Source organism: Variovorax sp. CCNWLW225, from assembly GCF_037204045.1.
Taxonomy (GTDB): Bacteria; Pseudomonadota; Gammaproteobacteria; order Burkholderiales; family Burkholderiaceae_C; genus Variovorax.
The window spans coordinates 587,913-612,603 of the sequence record NZ_JBBCBV010000002.1 but is presented as its reverse complement, the minus strand read 5'-3'; the positions used below and the strand labels follow the sequence as shown (position 1 = coordinate 612,603).

Sequence of the window (24,691 nt, the reverse complement as noted above, 5' to 3'; positions counted from 1 at the left end):
CCGCACGATGACCACGCGTATTGCCATCATGACGGATGAGATCGGCTGGCATACCCGCCAGTTGCAAGCCGCATTGCGCGCACGCGGCGCGGTGGGCCGCTGCGTCGACTTGGCCGACTGCAACATCGACACCACCGCAGCGTGGCACGGCCTGGTCATTCCCGGCTACGGCCGCGAACTGCCCGACGCGGTGCTGGTGCGCGGCATTGCCGGCGGAAGCTTCGAGCAGGTGACCAAGCGACTCGGCGTTCTGCATGCATTGCGCGAGCTCGGTGTGCCGGTCTATAACGATGCGCGCGCCATCGAGCGCTCGGTCGACAAGTCCATGACCAGCCTGCTGCTCCATGCCACGCGCATTCCCGCACCCGCCACATGGGGCACCGAGTCTGCCGCGCAGGCCAGGCGCATCGCCATGCGCGAAACGGCAGCGGGGCACGCGCTGGTGATCAAACCCTTGTTCGGCTCGCAAGGCAAAGACCTGCAGCTCGTGGGCGAGGTAGACGGCGTACATCACCCCATGCCCGACACCGACGCGCGCTATGCGGGCCTTGCCTACCTGCAGCGCTTTGTGCCGCCGATGGGCTCGCCCGGTTTCGACTGGCGCGTGCTCGTGGTCGGCGGGCGTGCCATTACTGCGATGCGGCGTGTCAGCACGCACTGGGTTCACAACGTGGCCCAGGGCGCGCGCTGCGAGCCCGCCCAGCTCGAACCGGCACTCGCGCAAATGGCCGAGGGCGCGGCCCATGCACTCGACATGGACTACGCGGGTGTAGACCTCATCGCCGCCGCCAGTGGCCCGAAGATCCAGGTACTGGAAGTCAACGGCGTGGCAGCCTGGCAGGGGCTGCAGCGCGTCACGGGCTTCAACATCGCACGCGCCATCGTCGACGACCTGCTCGACCGCAAGATGGCTCAGACCCGCAGCCGCGTGCAGGAGAGCCTGCCTCCGGAGCGCCGCGCCTGATGAACGCGCGGCAGGCGGCCACCGAACGGGCGCGTGCCTGCTTCCTGCGCGCCTGCTGGCTCGATGTTGCAGTGCGCAAACCGGGCAACGTCAGCCGCGATTCGCCTGGCCATCGCATGCAGGCGTCGATGTTCATCGAGAGCGCCAGAGCGGCGGCAGGCCCGCTGTTCGCGCCCGGGCTGCGTGTAGGGGAACGCATCGAAGCCGCTGTAGAGGCCACTTGGGCCGTCGCGGGCTGCAACACCAACCTTGGCATTCTCTTGCTGTGCGCACCCATTGCGCTGGCCGTGGAGCAGAACCCCGCCGCAGCAACCCCGGCTGCGTTGCGTGCCGCTGTGGAGTCCGTGCTGGCCACCCTCGACATCGACGATACCCGCGCAGCCTACCGGGCCATCGCGCGTGCGCACCCAGGTGGCCTTGGAAGCGCGCCGGAGGAAGACGTGCACGGCGCCCCAACGGTCGACCTGCGCGCAGCCATGGCGCTTGCGGCAGACCGCGATCTCATCGCGCGCCAGTACCGCGACGGCTTCGCGGACCTGTTCGCGCTGGGGTTCCAGGTGCCCGTGTATCAAGCGGGCCTCGGCAATGCGCCGACAGACGTGGAGGCACATCCCGATGCGGCCACTGTGGCTTCCGTCCAACGGCTTTACCTGGCTTGCCTGGGCGCCTTTCCCGATTCACACATTGTTCGAAAACACGGCGGGCGCGTGGCACAGACTGTCATGACGGCGGCGCAGGCCTGGCGCGAGCGCGCCGGCGACGGCGTGGTGCTCGATGCGGACCCCGAATTCGCGGCATGGGACGTTTCGCTCAAGGAGGCGGGCATCAACCCGGGAACCAGCGCCGATTTCACCGTGGCGGCGTTGCTGCTTTCGGGCTGGATCCGCTCGTGCGCGGCGCCCGCGCGCGGCCCCGCAGGCGGATGGCACGGATCGTGATAACCATGGCATTGCGCTGGTCGTTCTGACCGGTGTCGTAATGACCCTAACCACCTTGGACCTCTAAGAGGAGACCCGAAACCATGGCAAAAATAGATCGACTGATGGTGGGCGAATCGCTCGTCGGCGACGGCAACGAAGTAGCCCATATCGACCTGATCATCGGACCGCGCGGAAGCGCCGCCGAGACCGCCTTCGCCAACGCGTTGACGAACAACAAGGACGGCTTCACTTCGCTGCTCGCAGTGGTGGCGCCCAACCTGCTGACCAAGCCGGCCACCGTGATGTTCAACAAAGTGACCATCAAGGGCGCCAAACAGGCGGTGCAGATGTTCGGGCCGGCGCAGCGCGCCGTGGCACTGGCAGTGGCCGACAGCGTAGAAGACGGCACCATTCCCATGGCCGAGGCCGACAACCTGTTCATCTGCGTGGGCGTGTTCATCCACTGGCTTGCGGACGACGACAAGAAGATCCAGGACTACAACTATCAGGCTACGCGCGAAGCCATTCAACGCGCAGTGGCTGGCTCGCCGACCGCGGCTGAAGTGGTCGACAAGAAGGGCACCACGGCACACCCGTTCGCTGCGCACCTCTGATGAAAACCTGAAAGGAAGAAGCCGACGCGGAACCGGTCGGCTTCTTTTTCTTGCTCGGTACTTCGTTCAGTGTTTCGCAGGCACCATGCCGCTCGCGAGAAACTTCAGCACGGTTGCGCTGTGGGCCGGCTTCGAAGCACGGTGCGTTGCGGCGTGGCGCTCGATCTGCACACCTACCGCCTGCACATCGTCGAACTTGCGCGGCTTCACGACCTTGACGCGCACCCAGCTGGCATTGAACTCGTCGATCAGGATGTCGGCGATGGCCTCTGCAAAGGCCTCCAGCAGTTGCAGCCGGTGTTCCGCCATGAGGCGCAGCAGCCGCTCGCGGACCACGCCGTAGTCGATGGTGTCGCCGATGCGGTCAGTGTCGCAGGCGCGCGCGCGGGGCAGGCCTGCATGCACGTCGATCACCAACGGCTGCGCGTGGTGAAGTTCCGACTCGTGAATGCCGATGACCGTGTTGCCTTGAAAGCCCTCGATGAAGATCAGGTCCATGGGCGTTGCACCCGCGGAGGCATTGGAGGCATGAGGAACATTCGAGGCAAAGTGGCCGACGGAAGGGCTCTGGCTGGTGTTCAAGCGATGTCTCCAGTGGATTCGAATGTGTTTGAAAGTGTGTCTGCCGGCGAGCCGATGCCCCCAGGCAGGATTCATCAACGCAAAATGCAGGCCAGAGAGAGCGGATCCACTGCGGCGCTTTTCACTGCTTGGTGTTTCACCGGGTGTGCAGCGTGTCGGCAAGTACAACAATGGACCGACCAAGGAGACACGATGGAACGCGCTGGAGACATCCAATGACATTGACGCTGCGACAAGGCGACAGGCACGCCGACCGGGTGCTCGACGTGGTGAGGCGGGGCTTTCACGAAGAGGGCAACGACCTGGTCACCCGCTCCTGGAGCCGCTGCCTCAACCAGTACCAGCTCGATCCGGGCCGTCCGCGCGAACCGGTGGTCATTGCGTCTTCGGCCTTGCAGAGCCGGCGCAACCAGCATGCCGACGTCATCGAATGCGCACGCTACGAGATGACCACGCTCTACCAGCAGTTGGCAGATGCGGAATCCGCCGTGGTGCTGACCGACACCGACGGCGTCATCGTGCACATGGTGTCGTCGCCGGAGTTTGCCGCCGAAGCCGAACCCATGGGCCTGCGCGCAGGCGGCATGTGGGGCGAGGCTGAAGCCGGCACCAACGGCATGGGCACTTGCCTTGCGGCCGCGCACCCTATCTCCGTGCGGCGCGAAGAGCATTTCTTCAGCCACTTCACGCAGCTCACGTGTTCGGCCGTGCCGGTGTTCGATCCGTCCGGCGAGATCATCGCGGTGCTTGACGTGACCAGCCGCTCCAGCCTCATGCAGCAGCACGTGCTCGTGCTGCTTGGCATGACGGCGCGCATGATCGAGAACCGCCTCATCGACAAGCGCTTCTCGAACGCGCACCCGCTGCACTTCCACAGCCGGCCGGAGTTTGTCTACACGCTGCACGAAGGCAAGCTTGCCGTCGGTGACGACGGGCGCATTCTTGCGGCCAACCGCAGCGCCTTGTTCCAGCTTGGCGTGCAAACGATGGACGAGATCCGCACGCAGCGCATCGACGACCTGTTCCAGACGTCGCTCGAAGACATCGTGCAGCGCAGTCTTTCTTCTTCGTTCCACCCGGTAGTGGCGTACCGGGCCAACGCCGCGCTGCGCTTCTTTGCGGTGGCGCGTCGGCCCGCTTCCGATGCGGCCACGCCGGCGCGTGCCCGCGCTGCGGGTGCCATCACGGCGCCCATGGCGGCGGAGGCGGGTGCCGACGCCTTTCGGGCGCCGCTGCGGCCCGCCGCAACGCGTGCGCCCGGCATCCGCACGTTCAAGGATGCGCGGCTCGTGGCGCACCTGGACACCGCGCGCCGCGTGGTGGCGCGCCGAACCCCCGTGCTGCTGTGCGGCGAAACAGGTTCGGGCAAAGAGGTGTTCGCGCGCGCCATCCACGAGACCAGTCCGCATGCCGAAGGCGCGTTTGTCGCGGTCAACTGCGCGAGCCTGCCAGAGACGCTCATTGAATCGGAGCTCTTCGGCTACAAGGCCGGCGCCTTCACCGGTGCGCAGCGCAGCGGCCGGCGCGGCAAGATCCTGCAGGCCGATGGCGGCACGCTGTTCCTCGACGAAATTGCCGACATGCCGCTGGAGCTGCAGGCCCGCCTGCTGCGCGTGCTCGACGAGCGGCAGGTCACGCCGCTGGGCACCGAAGAAACGCACCCGGTCGACTTCCAGCTCGTGAGCGCGAGCCACCAGCACCTGCCAAGCCTGGTGCGGGAAGGCCGCTTCCGCGAAGACCTTTACTATCGCCTGGCCGGCATCGAGCTCGACCTGCCCGCGCTGCGTGACCGCACCGACAAGCGCGAGCTGATCCACGACGTGCTGAAGGACGAGGGCGGCAGCGACTGCAGGCTTGGCGAAGATGCCGAGCGCATGCTCATGGCCTATCCGTGGCCGGGCAACCTGCGCCAGCTGCGCCACGTGCTGCGCAGCGCGGCCGCGCTCGCAGACGGCAAGACCATCACGCGGGAGCACCTGCCTTCGCTTGTTGCAAGGGCTGCACCTTCGCCCGCACCGGCCTATGCATTACCTGCCGCCGCCATCGAGACGGCGGACGCGCAAGGCGAAGCCGCTGCTTCCGATGCGCCCCCGGCCGTCAAACTCAACCCGATCCAGGCCAACGAGCGGCAGGTGCTGCTGCAGATGCTCGAGCAGCACCGCTGGAACGTGAGCAACGTCGCCAAGGCGCTCGATGTCAGCCGCAACACCTTGTACCGAAAACTCCACAAGCTTCACATCGAGATATCTCCACCCGATTGAGCCGCAGGCTCGACAGACATGATGAACGGAGGCTCATCGGGTACCGACAAGATCGATCCGCGCGGCGCGGCCCTGGCAATGGAAGACGGCGAGCCGCCGTTGCCTGCAGCGCCGCCGCGCTCGCGGCTGGCCTGGTGCGTCACGGGCTCCGGCCACTTTCTCGAAGAATCATTGGCCCTTGCGCGGCGGCTGCCTTCGGTGGACCTGTTCCTTTCGGCCGCGGCGGAAGAAGTGCTGCCCATCTACAAGCTGCACATCGAGGCGCTGAAGTCGCGCTTTCGGGTGTTCCGCGACAAGACGGCCAGCGGCGTGCCCGTGGGCATGCTCTACGACGACATCTATCACACCGTGGTGGTGGCGCCGGCCACCAGCAACACAGTGGCCAAGTGCGCATTCGGCATCAGCGACTCGCTGCCGACCAACATGTTTGCCCAGGCCGGCAAGCTCGGCATTCCTGGCATCGTGTTTGCATGCGATACGGAACCGGTGGTGGTGACCAAGTCTCCGCATGACTGGGTCACGCTGCGTCCGAGGCGCATCGAACTGGACAACGTCGAGCGGCTGCGCGGCATCGATTTTTGCCAGGTGGTCTCTTCGCCCGCCGAACTCGAAGCCGTGCTCGATGCACGCATGAAGGAACTCTCTCTCGCATGGAACACATCGTCTTCCTGACCGGGCGCCTCGCCCAAGCCAGCCTCTCGCGGGTGCTGGCCGGCATAGAGGCGGCACCGTTCACATGGGAAGTGCGGGAGATCGGGTTGCAGGTGGCGGCGCTGATGACGGCCGACATGATCCGCCGCCGCGTTGCGGCACCGGTGATTACCGAGGCTGATGGCGAGGGCACCGCGCCACGCCGCGCCGACCGCATCATGGTGCCGGGCCGCTGCCGCGGCGATGTCGAGGCCTTGAGCCAATACTTCGGCGTCCCGGTGGAGCGCGGGCCGCAAGAGCTGAAAGATCTGCCGCGCCATTTCAACCGCAGCGCGCGCGCCGTCGACCTGAACGAGTACGAGGTCGCGATCTTTGCCGAGATCGTCGATGCACCGCGGCTCACCGTGGCGCAGATCGTCGAGCGAGCCCGGCAGCTTGCGGCCGATGGGGCCAACGTCATCGACCTGGGCTGCCTGCCCGAGACCCGCTTCGACCATCTGGCCGAAAGTGTGCAGGCGCTCAAGGCCGCGGGCTTTCAGGTGAGCGTCGATTCGAGCGACCCGAAAGAGCTGCTGCTCGGCGGCAAGGCCGGCGCCGACTACCTGCTGAGCCTGACGCTCGACAGCCTGTGGATTGCCGACGAAGTGGCCGCAACCCCGGTGCTCATACCGCGCGTGCCGGCCGACGAAGAATCGCTGTACGAAGCGGTGGCGCAAATGCAGCAGCGTGGCCGCCCCTTTCTGGCCGATTCGATTCTCGACCCGATACCCTTCGGCCTGACCGCCTCCATCGTGCGCTACCACCGGTTGCGCGAGCGTTTTCCCGATGCGCCGATCATGCTTGGCGTGGGCAACGTCACCGAGCTGACCGAGGCCGACACCAGCGGCATCAACGCGGTGCTGTTCGGCATTGCCGCCGAGCTGAACGTGGCGGCAGTGCTGACCACGCAGGTGAGCCAGCATGCGCGCCGCGCGGTGAGCGAGGCCGACTGGGCGCGCCGCATCATGCATGCGGCCGCCCGCAATGCCACGCTGCCCAAGGGCATGAGCGATGCGCTGATGACGGTGCACGCCAAGCATCCGTTCCCCGATACGCCGGAAGAAATCGGCGAGATTGCCTCGCAGGTGCGCGACCCCAACTTTCGGGTGCAGATATCGCCGCTGGGCCTGCACGTGTACAACCGCGACGGTTTGCGCCTGGGGCAGGGCGCCTTCGAACTGTGGCCGCAGCTCAAGCTGCAGGACGATGCTGACCACGCCTTCTACATGGGCGTGGAGCTTGCCCGCGCCGAGATCGCCTGGCAGCTTGGCAAGCGCTATGTGCAAGACCAGCCGCTCGACTGGGGCTGCGCCGCGCCGCGGCCTGCCGAAGACCTTGCGCGCTGGTGCGCACCGGGCACGACCATGAAGACATCGAAGAACATCGCGCAAGAGCCCGGCGCCGTGAGCACGGCCGCCGCGCCATCACCCACATGAACGACCAGATCTTCGAAGCCGTGGTCACCACCGTCGCGCCCGGCGGCAAGCCGCACGTGGCGCCAATGGGCATCCGCTACCGCGAAGACGGCATCCTGCTGATGCCGTTCAAGCCCTCGACCACGCACGACAACATCGTGGCCACTGGTCATGCGGTGCTCAACATCGTGTGCGACACCCGCGTGTTTGCGGGCTGCGTCACTGGCCGCAAGCTGTGGCCCACGCTGCCCGCCGAACGCATTGAAGGCGTACGGCTTGCCGCGGCACTGCGCCACGTAGAGCTTGAACTGGCCGAGCAGCGCGACGACGTGCAGCGGCCGGTGCTGCGGATGGTGGCGGTGCACGAGGCCACCCATGCGCCCTTCGTCGGCTTCAACCGCGCGCAGGCCGCGGTGATCGAAGGCGCCGTGCTGGTCAGCCGCCTGCACATGCTGCCCCCCGAGAAAGTGGAAACCGAAATGAACTACCTGCAGATTGCCATCGACAAGACCGCCGGCCCCGAAGAGCATGAGGCCTGGGAGTGGCTGCGCGCCGCCGTCGCGCAGCACCGCAACGGCACACCGGAGCGCGCATCGTGACCCGCATGCTGGTGAGCGTGCGCAGCGTGGATGAAGCCTTGATTGCCGCGCGCGGCGGCGCCGACTTTATCGACCTGAAGGAGCCGAGCGATGGCGCGCTGGGCGGCTTGCCCGTGGCAACCATCGGCGCCATCGTGAGTGCATTGCGTGCGCACGGCATCGGCCTGCCCGTGAGTGCGACGATCGGCGACTTGCCCATGCATGCGCTGGGCGGCATCCTCGCTCAAGTCGATGCGGTCGGTGCTTGCGGTGTCGACTACGTGAAAGTCGGCATCGAGCGCGGGACCGAGGCCTTTGCGGTGCTCGACGCGCTCTCCGCCTGCGACTGGCCGGTGGTGCCGGTCTTCGTTGCAGACCATGGCATCGACGCGGCGCTGGTCGCGCATGCATGCACGCTCGGGTTTCCGGCGCTCATGGCTGACACTGCCGACAAGCTGGCCGGCAGCTTGTTCGATGCCTTGCCGACGGCGGACCTGCGCGCCTTCGTCGGCCGTGTGCGCGCCTCGGGCCGGCTCGTCGGCCTGGCGGGCGCGCTGCGCATGGCGCACGTTCCCTTGCTGCAATCCCTGGCGCCTGACTTCGCGGGCTTTCGCAGTGCTGTTTGTGTTGCCGACCGCAAGACGGCGCTGTGCCCGGAGCGGCTTGCAGCCTTGGCCGCATCGTTGCATGGCGAGGCTGTGGAGCCTGCAGCGGCCTGAGCACCCGGCGTGGGCGGCCGTATCCGGCCGGCAGCTTCAGCGCGGAACGAAGGTGGCTTCGCCCAGCAGCAGCGCCCGCATGGTCTCCAACTGGTTCTTGTGCAGCAGCGTGATCGGAAAAGCCGCATCGCCGGAGCGGTCGGCAAACTGCTGGTCCACCACGCCGGCGTCGCCAAGCTCGCCCAGCGTCATCTGCGGATCGATGGCGCAAGACTTGACCAGCACCAGTTGCTCGGCATTGAGATGCTTTGCCAAGTCGAGCGCAATCGTGTCCGAGGTGGCCTCCCAGCCGGTGCGGGCGTCGGGCTTGTCGCGCCGCAGTTCAAGCGGCAGCCAGAGCGCGGTTTTTCCGCGCCGCAGCAGGTCGGGGATCTCGGTCTTGCGTGTTGCGAGCTGCAGCGCCGGGTTGAGCGCATGCAGCTGATAAGCCGTCTGCGCCATGGCCAGCACCGCCATGTTGTGGGCGGCCAGGTCGTTGAACTGCCAATGCGCCTGCACGCGCCGCACTTCGTCCGCAAAGGTGCCGCCGCCGCAGACCACCGTCACGCGGCCGCCGCCGATCTGCGTGAGCAGGTCGAGCCACTGCGGCAGCACCGGGTCCGAGCAAAGGCTGCCGCCGATCTTGACGACCCACATCAGTCGTGCTCCCTTTCGAAAAGCGCCGCCACCGCCACGCTGGGTGCGCACACCTGCGCCCAGGCGGTCGTGCCTGGGGTTGCATGGCGGGCCACGTTGGCGACGTCGCCGCCATAAGAAGCAAAGCGGTGCGGTGCGGAAGCGGCTGTTGCCACCGCCGCCGCAAGGTCCGGTACCAGGAACGCACCGCAGCCCGCACTCACGATCACGGCCTCGCGCGAAAGCGCATGCGCCGCCAGCACGCGGCGCAGCTGCGAACCGATGGCCTCGACCTGCGCGGCGCGCCATGCATGCGCAAGCTCCAGCCATTCTTCCGCGGAGGCATCGCGCTCGTCCAGGCCCACCATGCGCGCAAGCCGCTGGCGCGTCGCGGGCAGGCTCTTGGCCGCGTTGTCGGCGCTCGGGTACAGGTCGTGCGCCGGGTCGAGCTCGCCGCACAGCCGGTAGACGTCGGCCGTGGTGGCGAAGAACTCGTTCATCACGTGGCTTGCCCGGCCGCGCCATTCGATGCGCTGCGTGAGCGCACACACGGGCGTGCGCACCACGCCGTGGTAGGCAAGCTCTCCGCTCACCAGGCGTTCGGCGTCGGTGCGGCTGGTGGCCAGCACGCGCTCGTTGCCGAAGCCGATCAGGTCGGTGGTGGTGCTGCCGATGTCGACCAGCACGCCTTGCGAAAACACCAGCGCCGCATGCCGCGCGGTGGCCAGCCAGTTGGCCGACGCAATGTGCTCCCAGTGACGAGTGACCTGCGCGGGGTTGCACCAGCCGGCGTCTCCGGCAAAGAAATGCAAGGCGCCCGGCCGGGAGGGAAGCGCTGCCGCCAGCGCGGCCGCAATGCCCCGCACGCCGGCTTCGCGGTCGGGGAACAGGTCGACCATTTCGCCCGTCATGGTCACGGTGTGGCGTGCCGTCTCGAAAACCGGCCAGCGCGTTCGCGCAGCCTGCAGTGCGCGCGCCAGATGATCGAGGCCTTGCCAGAGCGGGCAACCCCATTGCGCCACGTCGACCACCTCGCCGCCTTGCAGCAGGCAGGCCTTCACATGCGCGCCGCCGATGTCCCACCCGATGGTGGTGCGTTCAGGCGTCGGCACGTGCAAGTTCCCGTTCGGCGAGTTCGCCGCGCCCGCGGTCCGCCAGCAGTTCGGCTGCAAGATTGCGGCCGAGCGCGGCCGAGAGGCCGACATAGGCACAGGTGACGCGCGGGTTCACCTCGATCACCACCGGCCCGCGCCGCGGATGCCACACCAGGTCGATACCCGCGAACCCGCGCAGCCCCGGGATGGCGCGGGCCACCTGCATGGCCAGTTCGGCCAGCGGCTGACGGCGCGGGTCGCCCCGGCCCACCGCATCGACGCTAACACCGTCGAACGACAGGCTTCCGTGCGAGTCGATCGAAATGCACTGGCGGTTGATGCTCAGCATTTCGGCATTCTGCTCCGTGCACAGCAGCGAAAGGCTCAGGGCTTCACCTTCGATCCAGGGCTCCAGCGTCAAGGTGGCGCCGGCCTGCGTGCGCCGCGCCTGGTCTTCGAGCGCGTTTGCGTGGCGCGCGTGCACGTGGGTGGCCACGCCGCCGACGCCGTCGTCGGGCTTGACCACCCAGCGTCGTATCTCGGGCGCATCGGCAAAGGCCAGGGGCGTCGGCAGGCCATGGGCCGCCAGGTGCGCGAGGGTGGCTTTCTTGCCCGCTGTCAGTTCAATGGCGCCGGCGCTGCAACCGAGCCAGCGCGCGTTGCCGACCGTGCGTTGGAACCTGGCCAGCAGCCCGTCCGTCTCGGGCGCGACCAGCCACACCACATCGTGCAGCACGCTTTGGCGCGCCACGAAGTCGAAGGCCGATTCGTTGGCGAGCGGCCGAAGCGGCACCGCTCCGGCGGGCAGGGTGTTCCCCGGTTCGCAGACTGCGGCGGAGACCGAACAATCGGCCACGCGCATCAAGTCGGCCACCATGGCGTCGCGCATCGAAAGGCCGAGCGGCAGCAGCTCATCGGCGGCCGCATCGTCGCTGTAGTCGCTCCAGCCGCCACCGCTGAGATACTCATAGACAAACACGCGTGTCGTCATTTCATCATCCACTTTCCGGGTACGTTCCCCATCACTTCCCAATGACTTCCGAACTGAACCTGATTCCCGTCGTCGACTTGCTGCAGGGCCAGGTGGTGAGGGCGGTGCGCGGCGATCGCAAGTCGTACCGGCCGATCGTTTCGGCGCTGTGCGCCAGCAGTGATCCGGTGACGGTGGCGCGCATCCTGTGCGAGCACTGCGCGGCGCGGCAGCTGTACGTGGCCGACCTCGATGCGCTGCAAGGCGGCGCGGCGCAGATCGCCGTGCTGACCGATGTGCTCGAGGCATTGCCCCATATCGAACTCTGGCTCGACGTGGGCCTGGCGGACGCCGCGGCTGGCGAGGCAGTGCGCAAGCAGCTGGCGCCTTTCGCGTCCCGCATCGTGCTCGTCTTCGGCAGCGAATCGCTGCGCTCGCGCGAAGCCCTTGAGCGCTGTTTCGAAAACGCGAACGGCGAGGCTGAAGCGGGCGTGCCCGGCGCCGCGCTCTCGCTCGACCGCCGCGACGGCCGGCGGCTCGACCAGGCCGGCTGCTGGGACGCGGTGGACCTGTGGCCGCGGCGGCTGATCGTGATGACGCTCGAGCGTGTCGGCTCCGGCGCCGGGCCCGACCTGGAAACCTTGCAAGAGGTGCGGCGGCTGGCGCCGGGGGCCATGGTCATCGGCGCCGGTGGAATCCGCAGCCCCCAGGACCTGGCGCTTGCCAGTGCCGCCGGTGCCGACGCCTGGCTGGTCGCCAGCGCATTGCACGACCTTCAGTTGCCGCGGGTGCACCGCTGATCCGGCGGGTCCGGCGCAACGAGGGTGGGTGAGGCATGCCATCAACCCGCCGCACACACGAACCGTGCCATCCCAGCGGGGGCTTGCAAGTACTGCCGATGGCCTCTGCCGGCACGCATTGACCGCCAAAATCGCAACACTGTGTCTCAAACGCGTGTGTCATGAAGGCCTTCTTGTAGCTGTCCGGCCAAGACGCCGCTGGGCAGGCCCCGCCCGGGCGGTGAATGGCACATGGCTTGCGTGGTCGCCAGCCCATGAGCGAACTCGATCCCGCCGCCGCGCAGCCCGGCCACCTTCCGTGGACCTGCCCGTTCTGCCCCCTGTTGTGCGATACCTTCGGCGTCGATGTCGGCCCGCCCGGCACGCCGCTGAAGCTTGTCGGCAGCGACTGCCCGCGGGCCAGCGCTGCGCTGGCCGAGTTCAACGGTGCCCCCGTCGCGTCGCAGCCACAGGTCGATGGCAGCGACTTCGACTTCGACACGGCCATTGCTGCCGCTGCCTCCGTGCTCGCAGCCAGCCATCAGCCCCTGTTCGGCGGCCTTGGGACCGATGTGGCGGGTGCCCGCGCGCTGTACGCGCTGGCCTGCGAAACCGGCGCCATCTGCGATGCCGCGCAGGGCCAGGCCATGATGCACGGCCTGCGTGCGCTGCAAGACCGCGGCGGCTTCACCACCACGCTGGCGGAAGCAAGAACGCGCGCCGAGCTGATCGTCTGCATGACGGGCGACCCCACGGCGCGATATCCGGAGTTCTTCCGCCGATGCGGCATAGGCGAGCGCGACGACGTGCAGACCGAAATGCTGCCCATGGCAGGCGACATGTTCGATACCGTGGGCTTGCTCGCGGCTTTGGTGGCGGGCCGCATCTGGCCAGACGACGCGCGCGTACCGGCCGAGCTGGTTGCCCTGTCCGTGCGGTTGCGGGCGGCGCGCTATTCGGTGCTGGTGTACGAGCCGGGCCGCCTGCCGGCACAGGGCGCGTTGATTGTCGAAGCCATCCAGCGCATCGTCGCCACGCTCAACCGGAGCACGCGCGCTGCGTCGCTTTCGCTGGGCGGTGGCGACGGTGCCGCCACAGTCAACCAGGTGTTCACCTGGCTTTCGGGCCTGCCGCTGCGCTCGCGTGCCGGGCCGCTCGGCCTGGAGCATGAGCCGTTGTGCTTCGATGCCGGCCGCCTGCTGGCCGACGACGCAGTCGACGCGCTGCTGTGGGTGTCGAGCTACGGCCCCGAGCCCGCACCGCCCCAGGCCGACATGCCGCGCATCGTGCTCGGGCACCCGGGCATGCGGCCGCAGGGTGGGGGGGCGAGTGCGCGCAAGCAGGTGTTCATTCCCGTCTCGACACCCGGCATCGGTTGTAGCGGCCATCTGTTTCGCACCGACGGCTCGGTGCTTTTGCCCCTGCGGCCGTTGTACGAAGACGGACTGCCCAGCGTGGACGATGTCGTCAGGCGCCTGACGCAAGCCGTGAAAGCGCTGAAGCGGGAGCGTGCGCAATGACGACGCTGCGCCTGCGCGGTGGCCGCGTGATCGACCCGACGAACGGCCGCGACGAGGTGTGCGACCTGTACGTGCGCGACGGCCGCATGGTCGATCTGGCGCCGCACGAGGCCGCCACCGAAGAGATCGACATCGGCGGCTGCATCGTCATGGCCGGCGGCATCGACATGCACACCCACATCGGCGGCGGCAAGGTCAACCTTGCGCGCATGCTGCTGCCCGAAGACCATCGCGCCAATGCCAACCCCCTGGCGCTGCCGGACAACCTGCTCGAGCTTGCATCGTGCGGCGGCTGCGCGCCCGGCACCCTGGCCACGGGCTACCGCTATGTGGAGATGGGCTACACGGCGGCCTTCGAGCCGGCCATGATGGCTTGCAACGCACGCCACACGCACATGGAAATGGGCGACACGCCCATCCTCGACCATGGCGCATACGTGATGCTCGGAAACGACGAGCTCTTCTTGCGCATGCTGGCCGAGGGCTGGGACTTCGAGCGCATTCGCGACTACGCGGGCTGGACCATTAACGCCAGCAAGGCGATGGGCGTGAAGGTGGTGAACCCGGGTGGCATCTCGGCCTTCAAGTTCAACCAGCGCAAGCTCGATGTCGACGAGAACCATGTGCACTGGCAGGTCACGCCCAGGCAGGTGGTGCACACGCTGGCGCGCGCGCTGCGCGAGCTTGGCGTGCCGCATCCGCTGCACATCCATGGCAGCAACCTGGGGGTGGCGGGAAACATCCAGTCCACGCTCGACACCATTGCCGCGCTCGACGGCTTGCCCGGGCACCTCACGCACATTCAGTTCCACGCCTACGGCACCGAGGGGCCGAAGAAGTTTTCTTCCGCCGCGCTGCAGCTTGCGGAGGTGGTGAACGCCAACAAGAACGTGAGCATCGACGTCGGCCAGATCATGTTCGGCCAGACCGTGACGGCATCGGGCGACACCATGCGCCAGCATGCGCAATCGGGCCTGGCCGATCCGCGCAAATGGATCGGCGCCGATATCGAATGCGAAGCCGGCTGCGGCGTGGTGCCGTTCCGCTACCGCGAGCAGAGCTATGTGAACGCGCTGCAGTGGGTCATCGGGCTAGAAATTTTCTTGCTCGTCGACGATCCGTGGCGCGTGGTGCTGACCACCGACCACCCCAACGGCGGGCCGTTTACCAGCTATCCGCATCTGATCCGCCTGCTGATGGACCGCAGCTTTCGCGAGGAACAGCTGGCCAAGCTGCACCCCGAGGTGGCGGCGCAGGCCGCGCTGCGCTCGATCACGCGCGAGCTGTCGCTCTACGAGATTGCCATCATGACGCGCGCCGGCCCCGCACGCCTGCTCGGCCTGCGCGACCGTGGCCACCTTGGCGTGGGCGCCGCGGCGGATATCGCGGTGTACCGCGAAAACGAGAACCGCGAGGCCATGTTCGCCACGCCCGAATACGTGTTCAAGGACGGCGTGCTGGTCTCGCGCGCCGGGCGAGTCACCGCGGTGCCCACGGGCGGCACGCACTTTGTGGCGCCGGAGTACGACCGCGGCATCGAGCAGCGGCTGCGCCGGCACCTGGCCGCGCACGGCTCGGTCAACTTCGACCACATTGCCATCGGCCACGACGAGCTTTGCCGCTGCTGCAACGGCGGGCGGCTGCTGCCAGCCGAGTGTTTCCAGGAGGCGTCGTCATGAGGAAGACGTGCGCGGCATGACAGACCCTTCATCCGTTCAGCGCAACGGCGTCGTCATCGACCAGACCTTCGCCGAGGCCTTTCCGATGAAGGCCACCCGCATCGTCATCACGGCGCACACGCTCGAGTGGGCGCGCCATGCGGCGGTGTCGGCCACGGGCTTTGCAACTTCGGTGATCGCCTGCGGCTGCGAGGCGGGCATCGAGCGCGAGCTGGGCCCACACGAAACACCCGACGGCCGGCCGGGCGTGAACGTACTGATCTTCTCGATGTCGGGCAAGGAGCTTGGCAAGCAGCTGGAGCGCCGGGTCGGCCAATGCGTGCTGACCTGCCCGACCACGGCGGTGTTTGCCGGCCTGCCGCGCACGGCTGGCGGCGACGTGGCCGCGCTCGGCAAGAACTTGCGCTTCTTCGGCGACGGCTGGCAGATTTCGAAGGTGATCGACGGTGTGCGCTATTGGCGCGTGCCGGTGATGGACGGCGAATTCGTGGCGCAGGAAGACACGCCCGTGGTCAAGGCCGTGGGCGGCGGCAACCTGCTGCTGCTTGCACTCGACACCGACGGCGCACTGGCCGCCGCCGAGGCCGCCGTGGCCGCGATGAAGCGGCTGCCCAATGTGGTCATGCCGTTTCCGGGTGGCGTGGTGCGGTCGGGCTCGAAGGTGGGGAGCCGCTACGCAAACCTGAACGCATCGACCAATGATGCGTTCTGTCCGAGCCTCGTCGGGCTGGTGCCTCACAGCGAGCTGGCAAGCAATGGCGGCACGCACGCAGCGCAGATCGGTTGCGTGATGGAGATCGTGATCGACGGCCTGACCGAAGCCGATGTGGCTGCCGCCATGCGCGTGGGCATGGAAGCGGCCATCGGCATTGGCCCGGCCGGTGGCTTGCTGCGCATTTCGGCGGGCAACTACGGCGGCAAGCTGGGCCCGTTTCACTTTCATCTGCACAAGCTGCTCGGCGCGGGAGATGCGCCATGAGCGGATGGAACCTCAGGCTGCGGCAAGTGCCTGCGTTGCGCGTGGACTTGCGCGGCATCACGCCGTCGGCGCTGGCGGAGCTCTCGGCTGCGCAAGTCGAACAGCTGCCCGTGGGCCATGGCAACGAGATGCTCCCGCTGGCCGAATTGTTCGCCATTGCGCCAGACAAGGAAGAGGGCGCGCTTCGCTTCGAAGGCAACCTCGAGCGCTTCGACCGCATCGGCTGGCAGATGGACGCCGGCCGCATCCGCATCGAAGGCCATGCCGGCCACTATGCGGGCGGCTGCATGCGCGGCGGCGAGCTGCGCATCGAAGGCCGCGCCGGCCTGTTGGCCGCCTGCGAAATGGCCGGCGGCACCATCGACGTGAAGGGCGACGTCGGCGACTTTGCCGCCAGCACCTTGCCCGGCAGCATGGATGGCATGCGCGGCGGCACCTTCGTCGTTCATGGCAACGCGGGCGAGCGTTTTGGCGACCGCATGCGCCGCGGCACCGCGCTGGTCCATGGCGGGGCGGGCGCCTTCCTGGGCTCGCGCATGGTGGCCGGCACGATTGCCGTGGGTGGCGGTGTCGGCGCGCATGCGGGCTATGGCATGCGCCGCGGCAGCATTGTTTTCGCGGAGGCGCGGGCAGCCTTGCCCGAAGGCACCCGGTCGGCGCCGACCTTCGTGCCGAACCGCGCCGCGACGCCGGTCTTCTGGTCGCTGCTGGCGCGTGACCTTGCACGCCATGGCGGGCTTTTCAGCGACTTGCCGATGCGCCGCATCGAACGCCACCTGGGCGACCTTTCCGCCGACGGCAAGGGCGAACTCATCGTGTGCCTGTGACCCGCTTCCTCACGTTTCTTCATAAACCCTCCTGCCAAATCTTCCTTTGATATGACGCATCCTTATATTTTTCACGCCGGCGAAGCCACCGTTCTTGCGAGGGAAGGGCAGTTCACCGACGCCATGCCCGAAATCCTGATCGGCGCGACCGACGGCCCGGTGGGCCATGCCTTCGCGGGCATGATGGCCCAGAGCAAGGGCCACACCGCCATGTTTGCGATTCGTGCCTGCAACCAGCTCGTGCGGCCCGCGACCATCATGGTGCCCAAGGTCACGCTGAAAGATTCGGCAAACATCGACCTGTTTGGCGGGGTGGTGCAAAGCGCAACGGCCGACGCGGTGGTCGACTGCCTGATCGATGGCATCATTCCCAGGAACCTGGCCAACACGCTGTGCATCATCAGCCTGGTGTGGATCGATCCGCGTTGCGCCAAGGACGAGAATCTCGACAAGAAAGACATGTACCGCACCAACTACGAAGCCACCAAGCTCGCCATCCGCCGCGCGCTGAGCAACGAGCCGTCGGTGGACGAGCTGATTGCCAACCGCCACCGCATCAAACACGACATGGACGACTGGAGCTGACCTTGCCCGCCTTCGCGCTTCTCGACGACTGCGGCTCCACGGCCGAGCGGCCCACCAGCCGGCTGCACACCGGGTTCGTCCGCGAACACCGGTGCACCGACGCGGCCCGGCTCGACGAGGTGTGGGCGCAGGTCGATGCCGACTTGCGCGAAGGCTTGCACGCGGTACTGCTGGCCGACTACGAATGGGGCGCCAAACTGCTTCACGCGGGGCAGGCGCGGCTTTCTCCGGCCGACGCTTCGGCATTGCGCGTGCTCATGTTCCGCGAATGCGCCCGGCTCTCGGCCGGCGAGGCGGGTGCCTGGCTGGCAAAGCTCGAACAGCACGAGGCTGGTGAACCGCATGCAGCTGGCCAGCCGCAGCCCGCCGGCGTGATGGACCTGCACCCCAGCATCGACGAAGCCGCCTTCACCGAGGCCATCGCTCGCATTCACGAGGCCATTGCCGCGGGCGAGACCTACCAAGTCAACTTCACCTACCGGCTGCATGGCCGAAGCTACGGCTCGCCCGTGGCCCTCTACCGGCGGCTGCGCGAGCGGCAGCCCGTGGCCTATGGCGCGCTGATCGCCTTGCCTGAGGGCACCGGCAAGGCCGGCGAGGGCGATGCGACCCACGTGCTCTCTTGCTCGCCGGAGCTATTTTTGCGCCACGACGCGGGCGTGCTTACCGCGCGCCCCATGAAAGGCACCGCCGCGCGCGCCGACGCACCCGAGGGCGACAGCGAAATGGCACGCCTGCTCTCGGTTGACACCAAGAACCGCGCCGAGAACGTGATGATCGTCGACCTGCTGCGCAACGACATCGGCCGCGTGGCGCAGGTCGGTTCGGTCACGGTGCCGACGCTCTTCGCCATCGAGCCCTACGCCACCGTGTTCCAGATGACCTCGACCGTGCAGGCGCAGCTGCGTGCCGGCGTCGGCATGTCCGAGCTGCTGCGCGCGGTGTTTCCGTGCGGCTCCATCACCGGCGCGCCCAAGCACCGCACCATGGAATGGATTGCGGAGCTCGAGAGCACGCCGCGGGGCCTTTACTGCGGCGCCATCGGCTGGATCGATGCGCCGGCGCAGGGCGCGTCGATCGGCGACTTCTGCCTCTCGGTGGCCATTCGCACGCTCACGCTCGGCGAGGAAGCCGAAGGCCTGCGGCCGCTGCGCCTGGGCGTCGGTGCGGGCATCGTGCAAGACAGCGTCGCGGCCGACGAGTTCGAAGAGTGTTTGCTCAAGGCGCGCTTTCTCACTGCGCTCGACCCCGGCTTCGAGCTTTTCGAAACCATGCTGGTTACACCGGGCGACGGCATCCGCTACCTCGACCGGCACCTGGGCCGGCTAGCGGGCAGCGCACGCGCGTTGGGCTTCAGGTTCAGCCGCGATGCCGCAATGGAAGCGCTGCGCGATGCGCTTCCCGCGCTTTCGCCCAGCCAGCCTTCACGCCTGCGCCTGGCGCTCGCGCACGACGGGCGCATCGGCATCACGCACTCGCCGTTGCCGCCTCTGCCTCCCGGCGCGGTAAAGCTCATCGTGGCCGACCAGCGCCTGCCCAATGCCAGCCCGTTGGGCGCGTTCAAGACGACCGTGCGCCAGCACTACGACGCCGGCGTGCGCGCCGCCGAACGCGCCGGTGCCTTCGACAGCCTGTTCTTCACCGAAGACGGCCGGCTTGTCGAAGGTGGGCGCAGCACGCTCTTCGCGCGCATCGACGGACGCTGGTGGACGCCGCCCGTCTCCGACGGCGCACTGCCCGGCGTGATGCGCGGCGTGCTCATCGAAGACTCCATCTGGGAGGCCGCGGAACGCAGCCTGTGTTTGCAAGACCTGCAAACGGCGCAGAAGCTCGTGGTGTGCAACGCCTTGCGCGGCGTGCTGCCGGCGCAGCTGCTCATGCAAGCGCAGCTCCAGCCGCACGAGGCGTCGGCCGCCTGACGCAGCAGCGGCTGGCGGCCGGTTTGCATGCAATGAAACTGGCACTCTTCGACCTCGACCACACGCTCATTCCGTTCGACAGCGGCATGGCGTGGACGCGCTTCCTTGTGGCGCGCGGCGTGCTGCCGGCGGATGCCGAAACGGTCTACCTCGGCTATTGCCAGCAGTATGTGGACGGCACGCTCGACATCCGCGAGCTGCACCGCGTGAGCGTCGCGCCGTTGGCAAGCTTCGGCATGGCAACGCTGCGAAAGTGGGCGGCCGAATTCGAAGCCGAGATAGAACCGCGGGTGCCCGGCCAGATGCGTGCGCTGGTGCGAAAGCACCAGGACGCCGGCCACGTCTGCGCCATCGTCACCGCCACCACCCGCTTCATCGCCGAACCCTTCGGCCATGTGTTCGGCGTTGCCGACGTGCTGGCCACGCGCTCACTCGTGATTGACGACACGCTGGACGGCGGCATCGACGGCGATCCGTGCTTCGGCGTTCACAAGCTGGCGCATGTGAATGAGTGGCTCGCGCTGCGCGGCACGCGGCTCGATGCGCTGGAGCAGTCGTGGTTCTATTCCGATTCGGCGAGCGATCTGCCGTTGCTGGAGGCGGTGTCGGATCCGGTGGTGGTTGCGCCGGACCAGCGGTTGCGTGCCCATGCGCTGAAAGCCGGCTGGCCGGTTCTCGATCGCAATTGAGTCGACGCTAAACCTGAATCAACCCCCACCGCAGCGCAACCCACGTCAGCTCCGCCTGATTGGTGGCGCCGAGCTTCTGTTTCACCCGATACAGGTGCGAACCCACCGTGCTGAGCGAAAGATTCAGCGTGCTCGCAATCTGCGCCACCGTCATGCCGCGCGCAAGCTGGATGAAGACCGAGAACTCGCGCTCGCTGAGCAGGTCGGCGGGGTTGGCTTCGCCCTCGATCTGCGCCGTGGCCAATGCTTGCGCGGTGTTCGCGTCGATGTAGCGCTCGCCGCGCGCCACGGCCTTCACGGCGGCAATCAGCGCTTCGGGCGCGCTGCGTTTGGCCAGGTAGCCCAGCGCACCCGCGCGCAGCACGCGGCGCGGATGAATGGTGTCCTCGTGCGCCGAGAGCGCAAGCACGCGCGCCTTCGGGTCGTGGGCCAACAGGCGCCGCAAGGCTTCCAGGCCGCCCATGCCGGGCATCGAAAGGTCCATCACCACCAGGTCGGGCCGCACCTGCGGGTAGTCCTGGCAGGCCTGTTCGCCGGTGTCGGCTTCGGCCGCCACTTCGATCTGCGCGTCGGCCAGCAGCATGCGAAAGCCCATGCGCACCAGCGCATGGTCGTCCACCAGCATCACTCGAATCGGCTGGGCCGCCTGAACTGCCTGGGTCATGTGTCTGTGTTCTCCGCTTCGCCTGCCCGCATGGGCAGCCGCACCGTCAGTCGGGCGCCGCTGGGCTCGGCGGGTTCAAGGCGCAATTCGCCGCCCAGGCTGTCGATGCGCTCTGCGAGCCATCGCAGGCCATAGTGCCCTGTGCTGGTTTCCCTTGCAGCCTCAGGGCCGGGCAGGCCGCGACCGTCGTCGGTGAGCGTGAGCTTGACCGATTGCTCTTCGCCCTGCAAGGCCAGCACGATGCGATGCGCCTCGCCGTGGCGCAGGGCGTTGGTAATGCCTTCCTGCGCGGCGCGGTACAGCACCAGCGCGGTGTCGGTGTCGAGCCGCAGGCGGTCGAGCTCCAGCTCCTGATGCCATTCGACCTGCACGTCGCCATGGCTGTTGCGCGTGCGCTCCACCAAGTCTTCGAGTGCCGCCACCAGGCCGAACTTGTCGAGCACCAGCGGCGTCAGGCGGGGAATCATGCCGTGCATGGCGGTGTAGAGCCGGCCCGATTCTTCGGCGATCAGGCGTGCGGCCTGCTCGGCCTGTGGATCGAGCGCCTGCACGCGTTGCGCAATCGAAAGCGCCATGCTGCGCATTGCGGTGACCGATTGCCCCAGTTCGTCGTGCAACTCACGCGCGATGAGGCGGCGCTCCTGTTCGATCTTCTGGTCGACCCAGCGGCCGAGCTCGCGGCTTTCCGAAAGGCGGCCTTCGGCCCGCACGGCCCGCCGCTCGGTTTCGATGTGCTGCTGCAGCATGCCGACCATGCGGTTGAACGCAGCGCCGATGGCCGCGGCTTCGGTGCCGGGCAGGGCACGCAGCGAGACATCGAAGCGCCCGCTTTCGAGCTGGTTGAGGGCATGGACGATGTCGGCGAATGGCCGGGTTGCACGCCCCACGAGCCAGAACACGCCCGCATTGACGACCGCCAGCAGGCCCAGCGCGCTGAGCATCAAAAGAACGAAGTCGTCCCATGCGTCGAGCACCGCGCGCGATGCGTTCGAAAGCACCATCAACCGCCCGCCCGGAAAGGCGATGGAGAGTTGCGACGGCGGTGGCGAGACCAGGCCGGCGAACCAGTCCGGCGCATCACGCCCGGCCTTGTAGACCGAGGTCGGCGAGCTGTACAGCACGCGGTCGTCGTTGTCGAGCAGCGTGATGTCGTTGGACCGGACGCGCCCCACACCTTGCAGAAACGACAGCATGGCCGGCGTGCCCTGCGCCGCGTAGAGCCAGGCGGTGCGGTTGAGCAACTGCGCGGCCACGCGATTGGCAGCCACGACTTCTTCATGCACCGACTCGCGCATGGCGCGCACCTGCAGCGCGAGCATGGCCGCAACGAACAGCAGCGTCAGCAGGCTGACGATCAGGTTGATTTTCAGGCGCAGCGTCATGGCACGGGGCTGTCGCCGAAGTGGCCATGCAGCGCATAGCTGTCGAGCGCGGCGACCATGGCCGACACCATTGCCGGATGTGAAGGGTCGTGGCCCGCGCCATCGACCCAGCGCAGCTGGCTGTGCGCGATGTGCTCGTGCACCGCCTGCGCGCCTTCGGGGCGGCAGATGCGGTCGTCGCGCGAATGCAGCAACAGGGTAGGCACCTGGGGGAGCGCGTCAAGCCGTTCGAGAAGGGGAGGCGAATCGAGCCAGCAGCGATGCAGCAGGTAATGGCTCTGCACGCGGTAGCGGTCGACCAGCGCGTCGAGCGTCTCGCGGTCGGCTTGCACCCCGGTATTCGAAACGGGTTCGCCGCCGGCCAACGTTCTCTCCCATTGCCACCAGGCAAGGGCAAGCCGACGGGGCAGGTCCGTATCGCTGTCGGCGGGCGGCTCTTGAAGGCCGGCAGCCAGATGGCCCAGCATGTCGTGGTGCTCATCCGTCGGCACCGCGGATGCAAACCGCGCCCATGCGTCAGGCGCACGGCGCGCGGTGTCCTGGAAGAAATCCTCGATGTATTCGGCGCTGGGCAAGAACACCGCGCGCAGCAGCAAAGCCGCGACTGCCTGCGGCTCGAATGCTGCATGCGCGAGCGCCAGCGTGGCGCCCCACGAACCACCGACAACCAGCCAGCGCGGCACTTCGAGCTGCTCGCGCACAAGGCGCAAGTCATCGAGCAGATCCTCCGTGCGGTTGTGCGCCGTCGCACCGCGCGGACAGCTCCGGCCCGCACCACGCTGGTCGATGCCGATCACCCGATACCGCGCGGGGTCGAAGAAGCGGCGCAGCAGCGGCGAAGTGCCCGAGCCGGGCCCGCCATGCAGCACCACGGCGCAGATACCGGTCGGATCACCACTTTCTTCTACATGCAGCACGTGGCCGTGCGGCACCTGCATTGCGTGGGTGCGCCAAGGCTGGGTTTCTGGGTACAGGCCGGTAGAAAGCACGAGGGCCATGGTACGCGGTGGCTTCGTGGCCGCTATTCATGAAAATCATGAAGTCCCATTCATGATTTCACGGCTAGGTTGCGGCGATGCATCGGTTCAATATGCGTTCTGGAGCGCTCGAAGTTCCCGCAGCTGCCACGTGGCGCTGTGCCATCTTGCAGGAGACACAATATGAAATGGGAAACCCCGACGGCAACTGATCTTCGCTTCGGCTTCGAGATCACGATGTACGTCAGCGCACGCTGATTGCGCGCCTCTTCACAACCCGCCCCGGCTCGCCCGGGGCGGGTTGTTTCGAACCCCCTTTCTTCCTCATTCGATGCGCATCACCGTTCTGGGCTCGGCCGCCGGCGGCGGCTTTCCACAATGGAACTGCAACTGCCCCAACTGCGCCGGTGTGCGGGCGGGAACGGTGCGCGCAAAGCCGCGCACGCAGTCCTCGATCTTCGTGCGGCCCGACGACAGCGCCGACGGCGTGCTGTTCAACGCGTCGCCCGACATCCTCGAACAGATCCGCAGCAGCCCGGTGCTGCAGCCGGCACGCGCAATGCGCGACACCGCCATTGCCGGCGTCGTGCTGATCGACGGACAGGTCGACCATGCCACCGGCCTTTTCATGCTCCGCGAGCGCGGCACGCCGCTGCCGCTGTGGTGCACCGACCCGGTCGCCGAAGACCTGAGTCAGGGTAATCCCGTGCTGCGCGTGCTCTCGCATTACTGCGGCGTGGCGCGCCACCCGATTGCGCTCGACGGCAATGCCTTCGAGGTGCCGGGCGTGCCCGACCTGAGCTTTCGCGCCATGGCGCTCACCGGCAAGGCTGCGCCATATTCACCGCACCGCGAACAGCAGGTGCCGGGCGACAACATCGGCGTGACCCTGTTCGACCGCAAGAGCGGCAAGAGCCTGTTCTATGCCCCGGGCCTGGGCGCGATCACGCCGCCCGTGTTCGACGCCATGGCAACGGCCGACGCGGTCATGGTCGACGGCACCTTCTGGACCGATGACGAAATGGTGCGCCTTGGCGTCAGCGGCAAGCGCGCGCGCGAGATCGGCCACCTGCCGCAGTCGGGCGAGGGCGGAATGATCGAATGGCTCACACGGCTGCCCGCGGCCACGCGGCGCATGCTCATTCACATCAACAACACCAACCCCATCCTCGACGAAGACTCCGACGAGCACGCACTGCTGCGGCGCGCGGGCATCGAGCCCTGCGAGGACGGGATGACGATTCAACTCTGAAGCCAAGCGCTGGGCCC

At 67.5% G+C, this 24,691-nt stretch carries 25 protein-coding genes; 18 read left to right on the top strand and 7 right to left on the bottom strand.

Annotated features, from left to right (window positions below; all coding sequences use genetic code 11):
- Positions 1 to 7: 7 nt before the first annotated feature.
- The 3 genes from V9L20_RS07500 (at position 8) to fae (V9L20_RS07490) (ending at position 2,498) form a co-directional block, all read left to right on the top strand.
- Positions 8 to 964 (top strand): ATP-grasp domain-containing protein, encoded by a 957-nt coding sequence (locus V9L20_RS07500; protein WP_337296078.1) that lies wholly within the window; start codon positions 8 to 10, stop codon positions 962 to 964.
- Complete coding sequence (locus V9L20_RS07495) at positions 964 to 1,902, top strand: triphosphoribosyl-dephospho-CoA synthase (protein WP_337296077.1); 939 nt, start codon at positions 964 to 966, stop codon at positions 1,900 to 1,902. Before V9L20_RS07500 ends, V9L20_RS07495 begins: the two co-directional genes overlap by 1 nt.
- An 83-nt stretch (positions 1,903 to 1,985) precedes the next feature.
- Entirely contained in the window at positions 1,986 to 2,498 is a 513-nt protein-coding gene (gene fae / locus V9L20_RS07490; protein WP_012748178.1) for a formaldehyde-activating enzyme, read from the top strand.
- A gap of 66 nt (positions 2,499 to 2,564) precedes the next feature.
- On the opposite strand, the gene V9L20_RS07485 is transcribed toward fae (V9L20_RS07490), so the two are convergent.
- Entirely contained in the window at positions 2,565 to 2,996 is a 432-nt protein-coding gene (locus tag V9L20_RS07485; protein WP_258508358.1) for a dihydroneopterin aldolase, read from the bottom strand.
- Positions 2,997 to 3,295: 299 nt separating this feature from the next.
- Here V9L20_RS07485 and V9L20_RS07480 point away from each other — a divergent pair, with 299 nt between their 5' ends.
- The 5 genes from V9L20_RS07480 (at position 3,296) to V9L20_RS07460 (ending at position 8,743) form a co-directional block, all read left to right on the top strand.
- Positions 3,296 to 5,341: a sigma-54-dependent Fis family transcriptional regulator gene (locus tag V9L20_RS07480; RefSeq protein ID WP_258505721.1), complete on the top strand. Its 2,046-nt coding sequence runs from the start codon at positions 3,296 to 3,298 to the stop codon at positions 5,339 to 5,341.
- 78 nt (positions 5,342 to 5,419) lie between these two features.
- On the top strand, positions 5,420 to 6,013 hold the full coding sequence (locus V9L20_RS07475) for a flavoprotein (RefSeq protein WP_258508360.1): 594 nt from the start codon (positions 5,420 to 5,422) through the stop codon (positions 6,011 to 6,013).
- Entirely contained in the window at positions 5,992 to 7,467 is a 1,476-nt protein-coding gene (locus V9L20_RS07470) for a DUF6513 domain-containing protein (RefSeq protein ID WP_337296075.1), read from the top strand. The genes V9L20_RS07475 and V9L20_RS07470 overlap by 22 nt, the downstream gene beginning before the upstream one ends.
- Positions 7,464 to 8,045, top strand: coding sequence for a DUF447 domain-containing protein (locus tag V9L20_RS07465; protein WP_337296074.1), 582 nt, complete (start codon positions 7,464 to 7,466; stop codon positions 8,043 to 8,045). Before V9L20_RS07470 ends, V9L20_RS07465 begins: the two co-directional genes overlap by 4 nt.
- Positions 8,046 to 8,050: 5 nt before the next feature.
- Positions 8,051 to 8,743 (top strand): (5-formylfuran-3-yl)methyl phosphate synthase, encoded by a 693-nt coding sequence (locus V9L20_RS07460; RefSeq protein WP_337296133.1) that lies wholly within the window; start codon positions 8,051 to 8,053, stop codon positions 8,741 to 8,743.
- A 36-nt stretch (positions 8,744 to 8,779) separates the two neighbouring features.
- Here the strand turns inward: V9L20_RS07460 and V9L20_RS07455 are convergent, their stop codons facing one another.
- From V9L20_RS07455 to V9L20_RS07445, 3 genes are read right to left on the bottom strand one after another with little or no spacing between them, the layout of a single operon-like run.
- The gene (locus V9L20_RS07455) at positions 8,780 to 9,379 is read right to left on the bottom strand and encodes an amino acid kinase family protein (RefSeq protein ID WP_157613421.1); all 600 of its coding nucleotides are present in this window, start codon (positions 9,377 to 9,379) and stop codon (positions 8,780 to 8,782) included.
- Complete coding sequence (locus V9L20_RS07450) at positions 9,379 to 10,470, bottom strand: hydantoinase/oxoprolinase family protein (RefSeq protein ID WP_337296073.1); 1,092 nt, start codon at positions 10,468 to 10,470, stop codon at positions 9,379 to 9,381. Before V9L20_RS07450 ends, V9L20_RS07455 begins: the two co-directional genes overlap by 1 nt.
- A complete protein-coding gene (locus tag V9L20_RS07445; protein ID WP_337296072.1) occupies positions 10,457 to 11,443 on the bottom strand; it encodes an ATP-grasp domain-containing protein in 987 nt (328 codons plus the stop codon). Before V9L20_RS07445 ends, V9L20_RS07450 begins: the two co-directional genes overlap by 14 nt.
- A gap of 41 nt (positions 11,444 to 11,484) precedes the next feature.
- Between V9L20_RS07445 and V9L20_RS07440 the strand changes: the two genes are divergently transcribed.
- From V9L20_RS07440 to V9L20_RS07405, 8 genes are all read left to right on the top strand, one after another.
- The gene (locus V9L20_RS07440; protein WP_258505727.1) at positions 11,485 to 12,222 is read left to right on the top strand and encodes a HisA/HisF-related TIM barrel protein; all 738 of its coding nucleotides are present in this window, start codon (positions 11,485 to 11,487) and stop codon (positions 12,220 to 12,222) included.
- Positions 12,223 to 12,476: 254 nt separating this feature from the next.
- Entirely contained in the window at positions 12,477 to 13,721 is a 1,245-nt protein-coding gene (locus V9L20_RS07435; RefSeq protein ID WP_337296071.1) for a formylmethanofuran dehydrogenase, read from the top strand.
- Complete coding sequence (locus V9L20_RS07430; protein WP_337296070.1) at positions 13,718 to 15,400, top strand: formylmethanofuran dehydrogenase subunit A; 1,683 nt, start codon at positions 13,718 to 13,720, stop codon at positions 15,398 to 15,400. Before V9L20_RS07435 ends, V9L20_RS07430 begins: the two co-directional genes overlap by 4 nt.
- Positions 15,401 to 15,416: 16 nt before the next feature.
- Positions 15,417 to 16,379: a formylmethanofuran--tetrahydromethanopterin N-formyltransferase gene (gene fhcD / locus V9L20_RS07425; protein WP_337296069.1), complete on the top strand. Its 963-nt coding sequence runs from the start codon at positions 15,417 to 15,419 to the stop codon at positions 16,377 to 16,379.
- Complete coding sequence (locus tag V9L20_RS07420) at positions 16,376 to 17,206, top strand: formylmethanofuran dehydrogenase subunit C (RefSeq protein ID WP_337296068.1); 831 nt, start codon at positions 16,376 to 16,378, stop codon at positions 17,204 to 17,206. The genes fhcD and V9L20_RS07420 overlap by 4 nt, the downstream gene beginning before the upstream one ends.
- 51 nt (positions 17,207 to 17,257) lie before the next feature.
- The gene (gene fae / locus V9L20_RS07415; RefSeq protein ID WP_258505733.1) at positions 17,258 to 17,791 is read left to right on the top strand and encodes a formaldehyde-activating enzyme; all 534 of its coding nucleotides are present in this window, start codon (positions 17,258 to 17,260) and stop codon (positions 17,789 to 17,791) included.
- A gap of 2 nt (positions 17,792 to 17,793) precedes the next feature.
- Positions 17,794 to 19,710, top strand: coding sequence for an aminodeoxychorismate synthase component I (pabB, locus tag V9L20_RS07410; protein ID WP_337296067.1), 1,917 nt, complete (start codon positions 17,794 to 17,796; stop codon positions 19,708 to 19,710).
- Between the two features lie 32 nt (positions 19,711 to 19,742).
- Positions 19,743 to 20,399: an HAD family hydrolase gene (locus V9L20_RS07405; RefSeq protein ID WP_337296066.1), complete on the top strand. Its 657-nt coding sequence runs from the start codon at positions 19,743 to 19,745 to the stop codon at positions 20,397 to 20,399.
- Positions 20,400 to 20,406: 7 nt separating this feature from the next.
- Here the strand turns inward: V9L20_RS07405 and V9L20_RS07400 are convergent, their stop codons facing one another.
- Genes V9L20_RS07400 through V9L20_RS07390 form a run of 3 tightly spaced genes read right to left on the bottom strand, consistent with a single transcriptional unit; the run spans position 20,407 to position 23,443 of the window.
- Entirely contained in the window at positions 20,407 to 21,063 is a 657-nt protein-coding gene (locus V9L20_RS07400) for a response regulator (protein ID WP_258505736.1), read from the bottom strand.
- A complete protein-coding gene (locus V9L20_RS07395; protein ID WP_337296065.1) occupies positions 21,060 to 22,445 on the bottom strand; it encodes a histidine kinase in 1,386 nt (461 codons plus the stop codon). Before V9L20_RS07395 ends, V9L20_RS07400 begins: the two co-directional genes overlap by 4 nt.
- The gene (locus tag V9L20_RS07390; protein WP_337296064.1) at positions 22,442 to 23,443 is read right to left on the bottom strand and encodes an alpha/beta fold hydrolase; all 1,002 of its coding nucleotides are present in this window, start codon (positions 23,441 to 23,443) and stop codon (positions 22,442 to 22,444) included. Before V9L20_RS07390 ends, V9L20_RS07395 begins: the two co-directional genes overlap by 4 nt.
- A 162-nt stretch (positions 23,444 to 23,605) precedes the next feature.
- On the opposite strand from V9L20_RS07390, the gene pqqA reads away from it, so the two are divergent.
- Together pqqA and pqqB are read left to right on the top strand one after the other, a co-directional pair.
- A complete protein-coding gene (gene pqqA, locus V9L20_RS07385; RefSeq protein WP_010100094.1) occupies positions 23,606 to 23,680 on the top strand; it encodes a pyrroloquinoline quinone precursor peptide PqqA in 75 nt (24 codons plus the stop codon).
- A 73-nt stretch (positions 23,681 to 23,753) separates the two neighbouring features.
- Positions 23,754 to 24,674 (top strand): pyrroloquinoline quinone biosynthesis protein PqqB, encoded by a 921-nt coding sequence (pqqB, locus tag V9L20_RS07380; protein ID WP_337296063.1) that lies wholly within the window; start codon positions 23,754 to 23,756, stop codon positions 24,672 to 24,674.
- Positions 24,675 to 24,691: the final 17 nt, after the last annotated feature.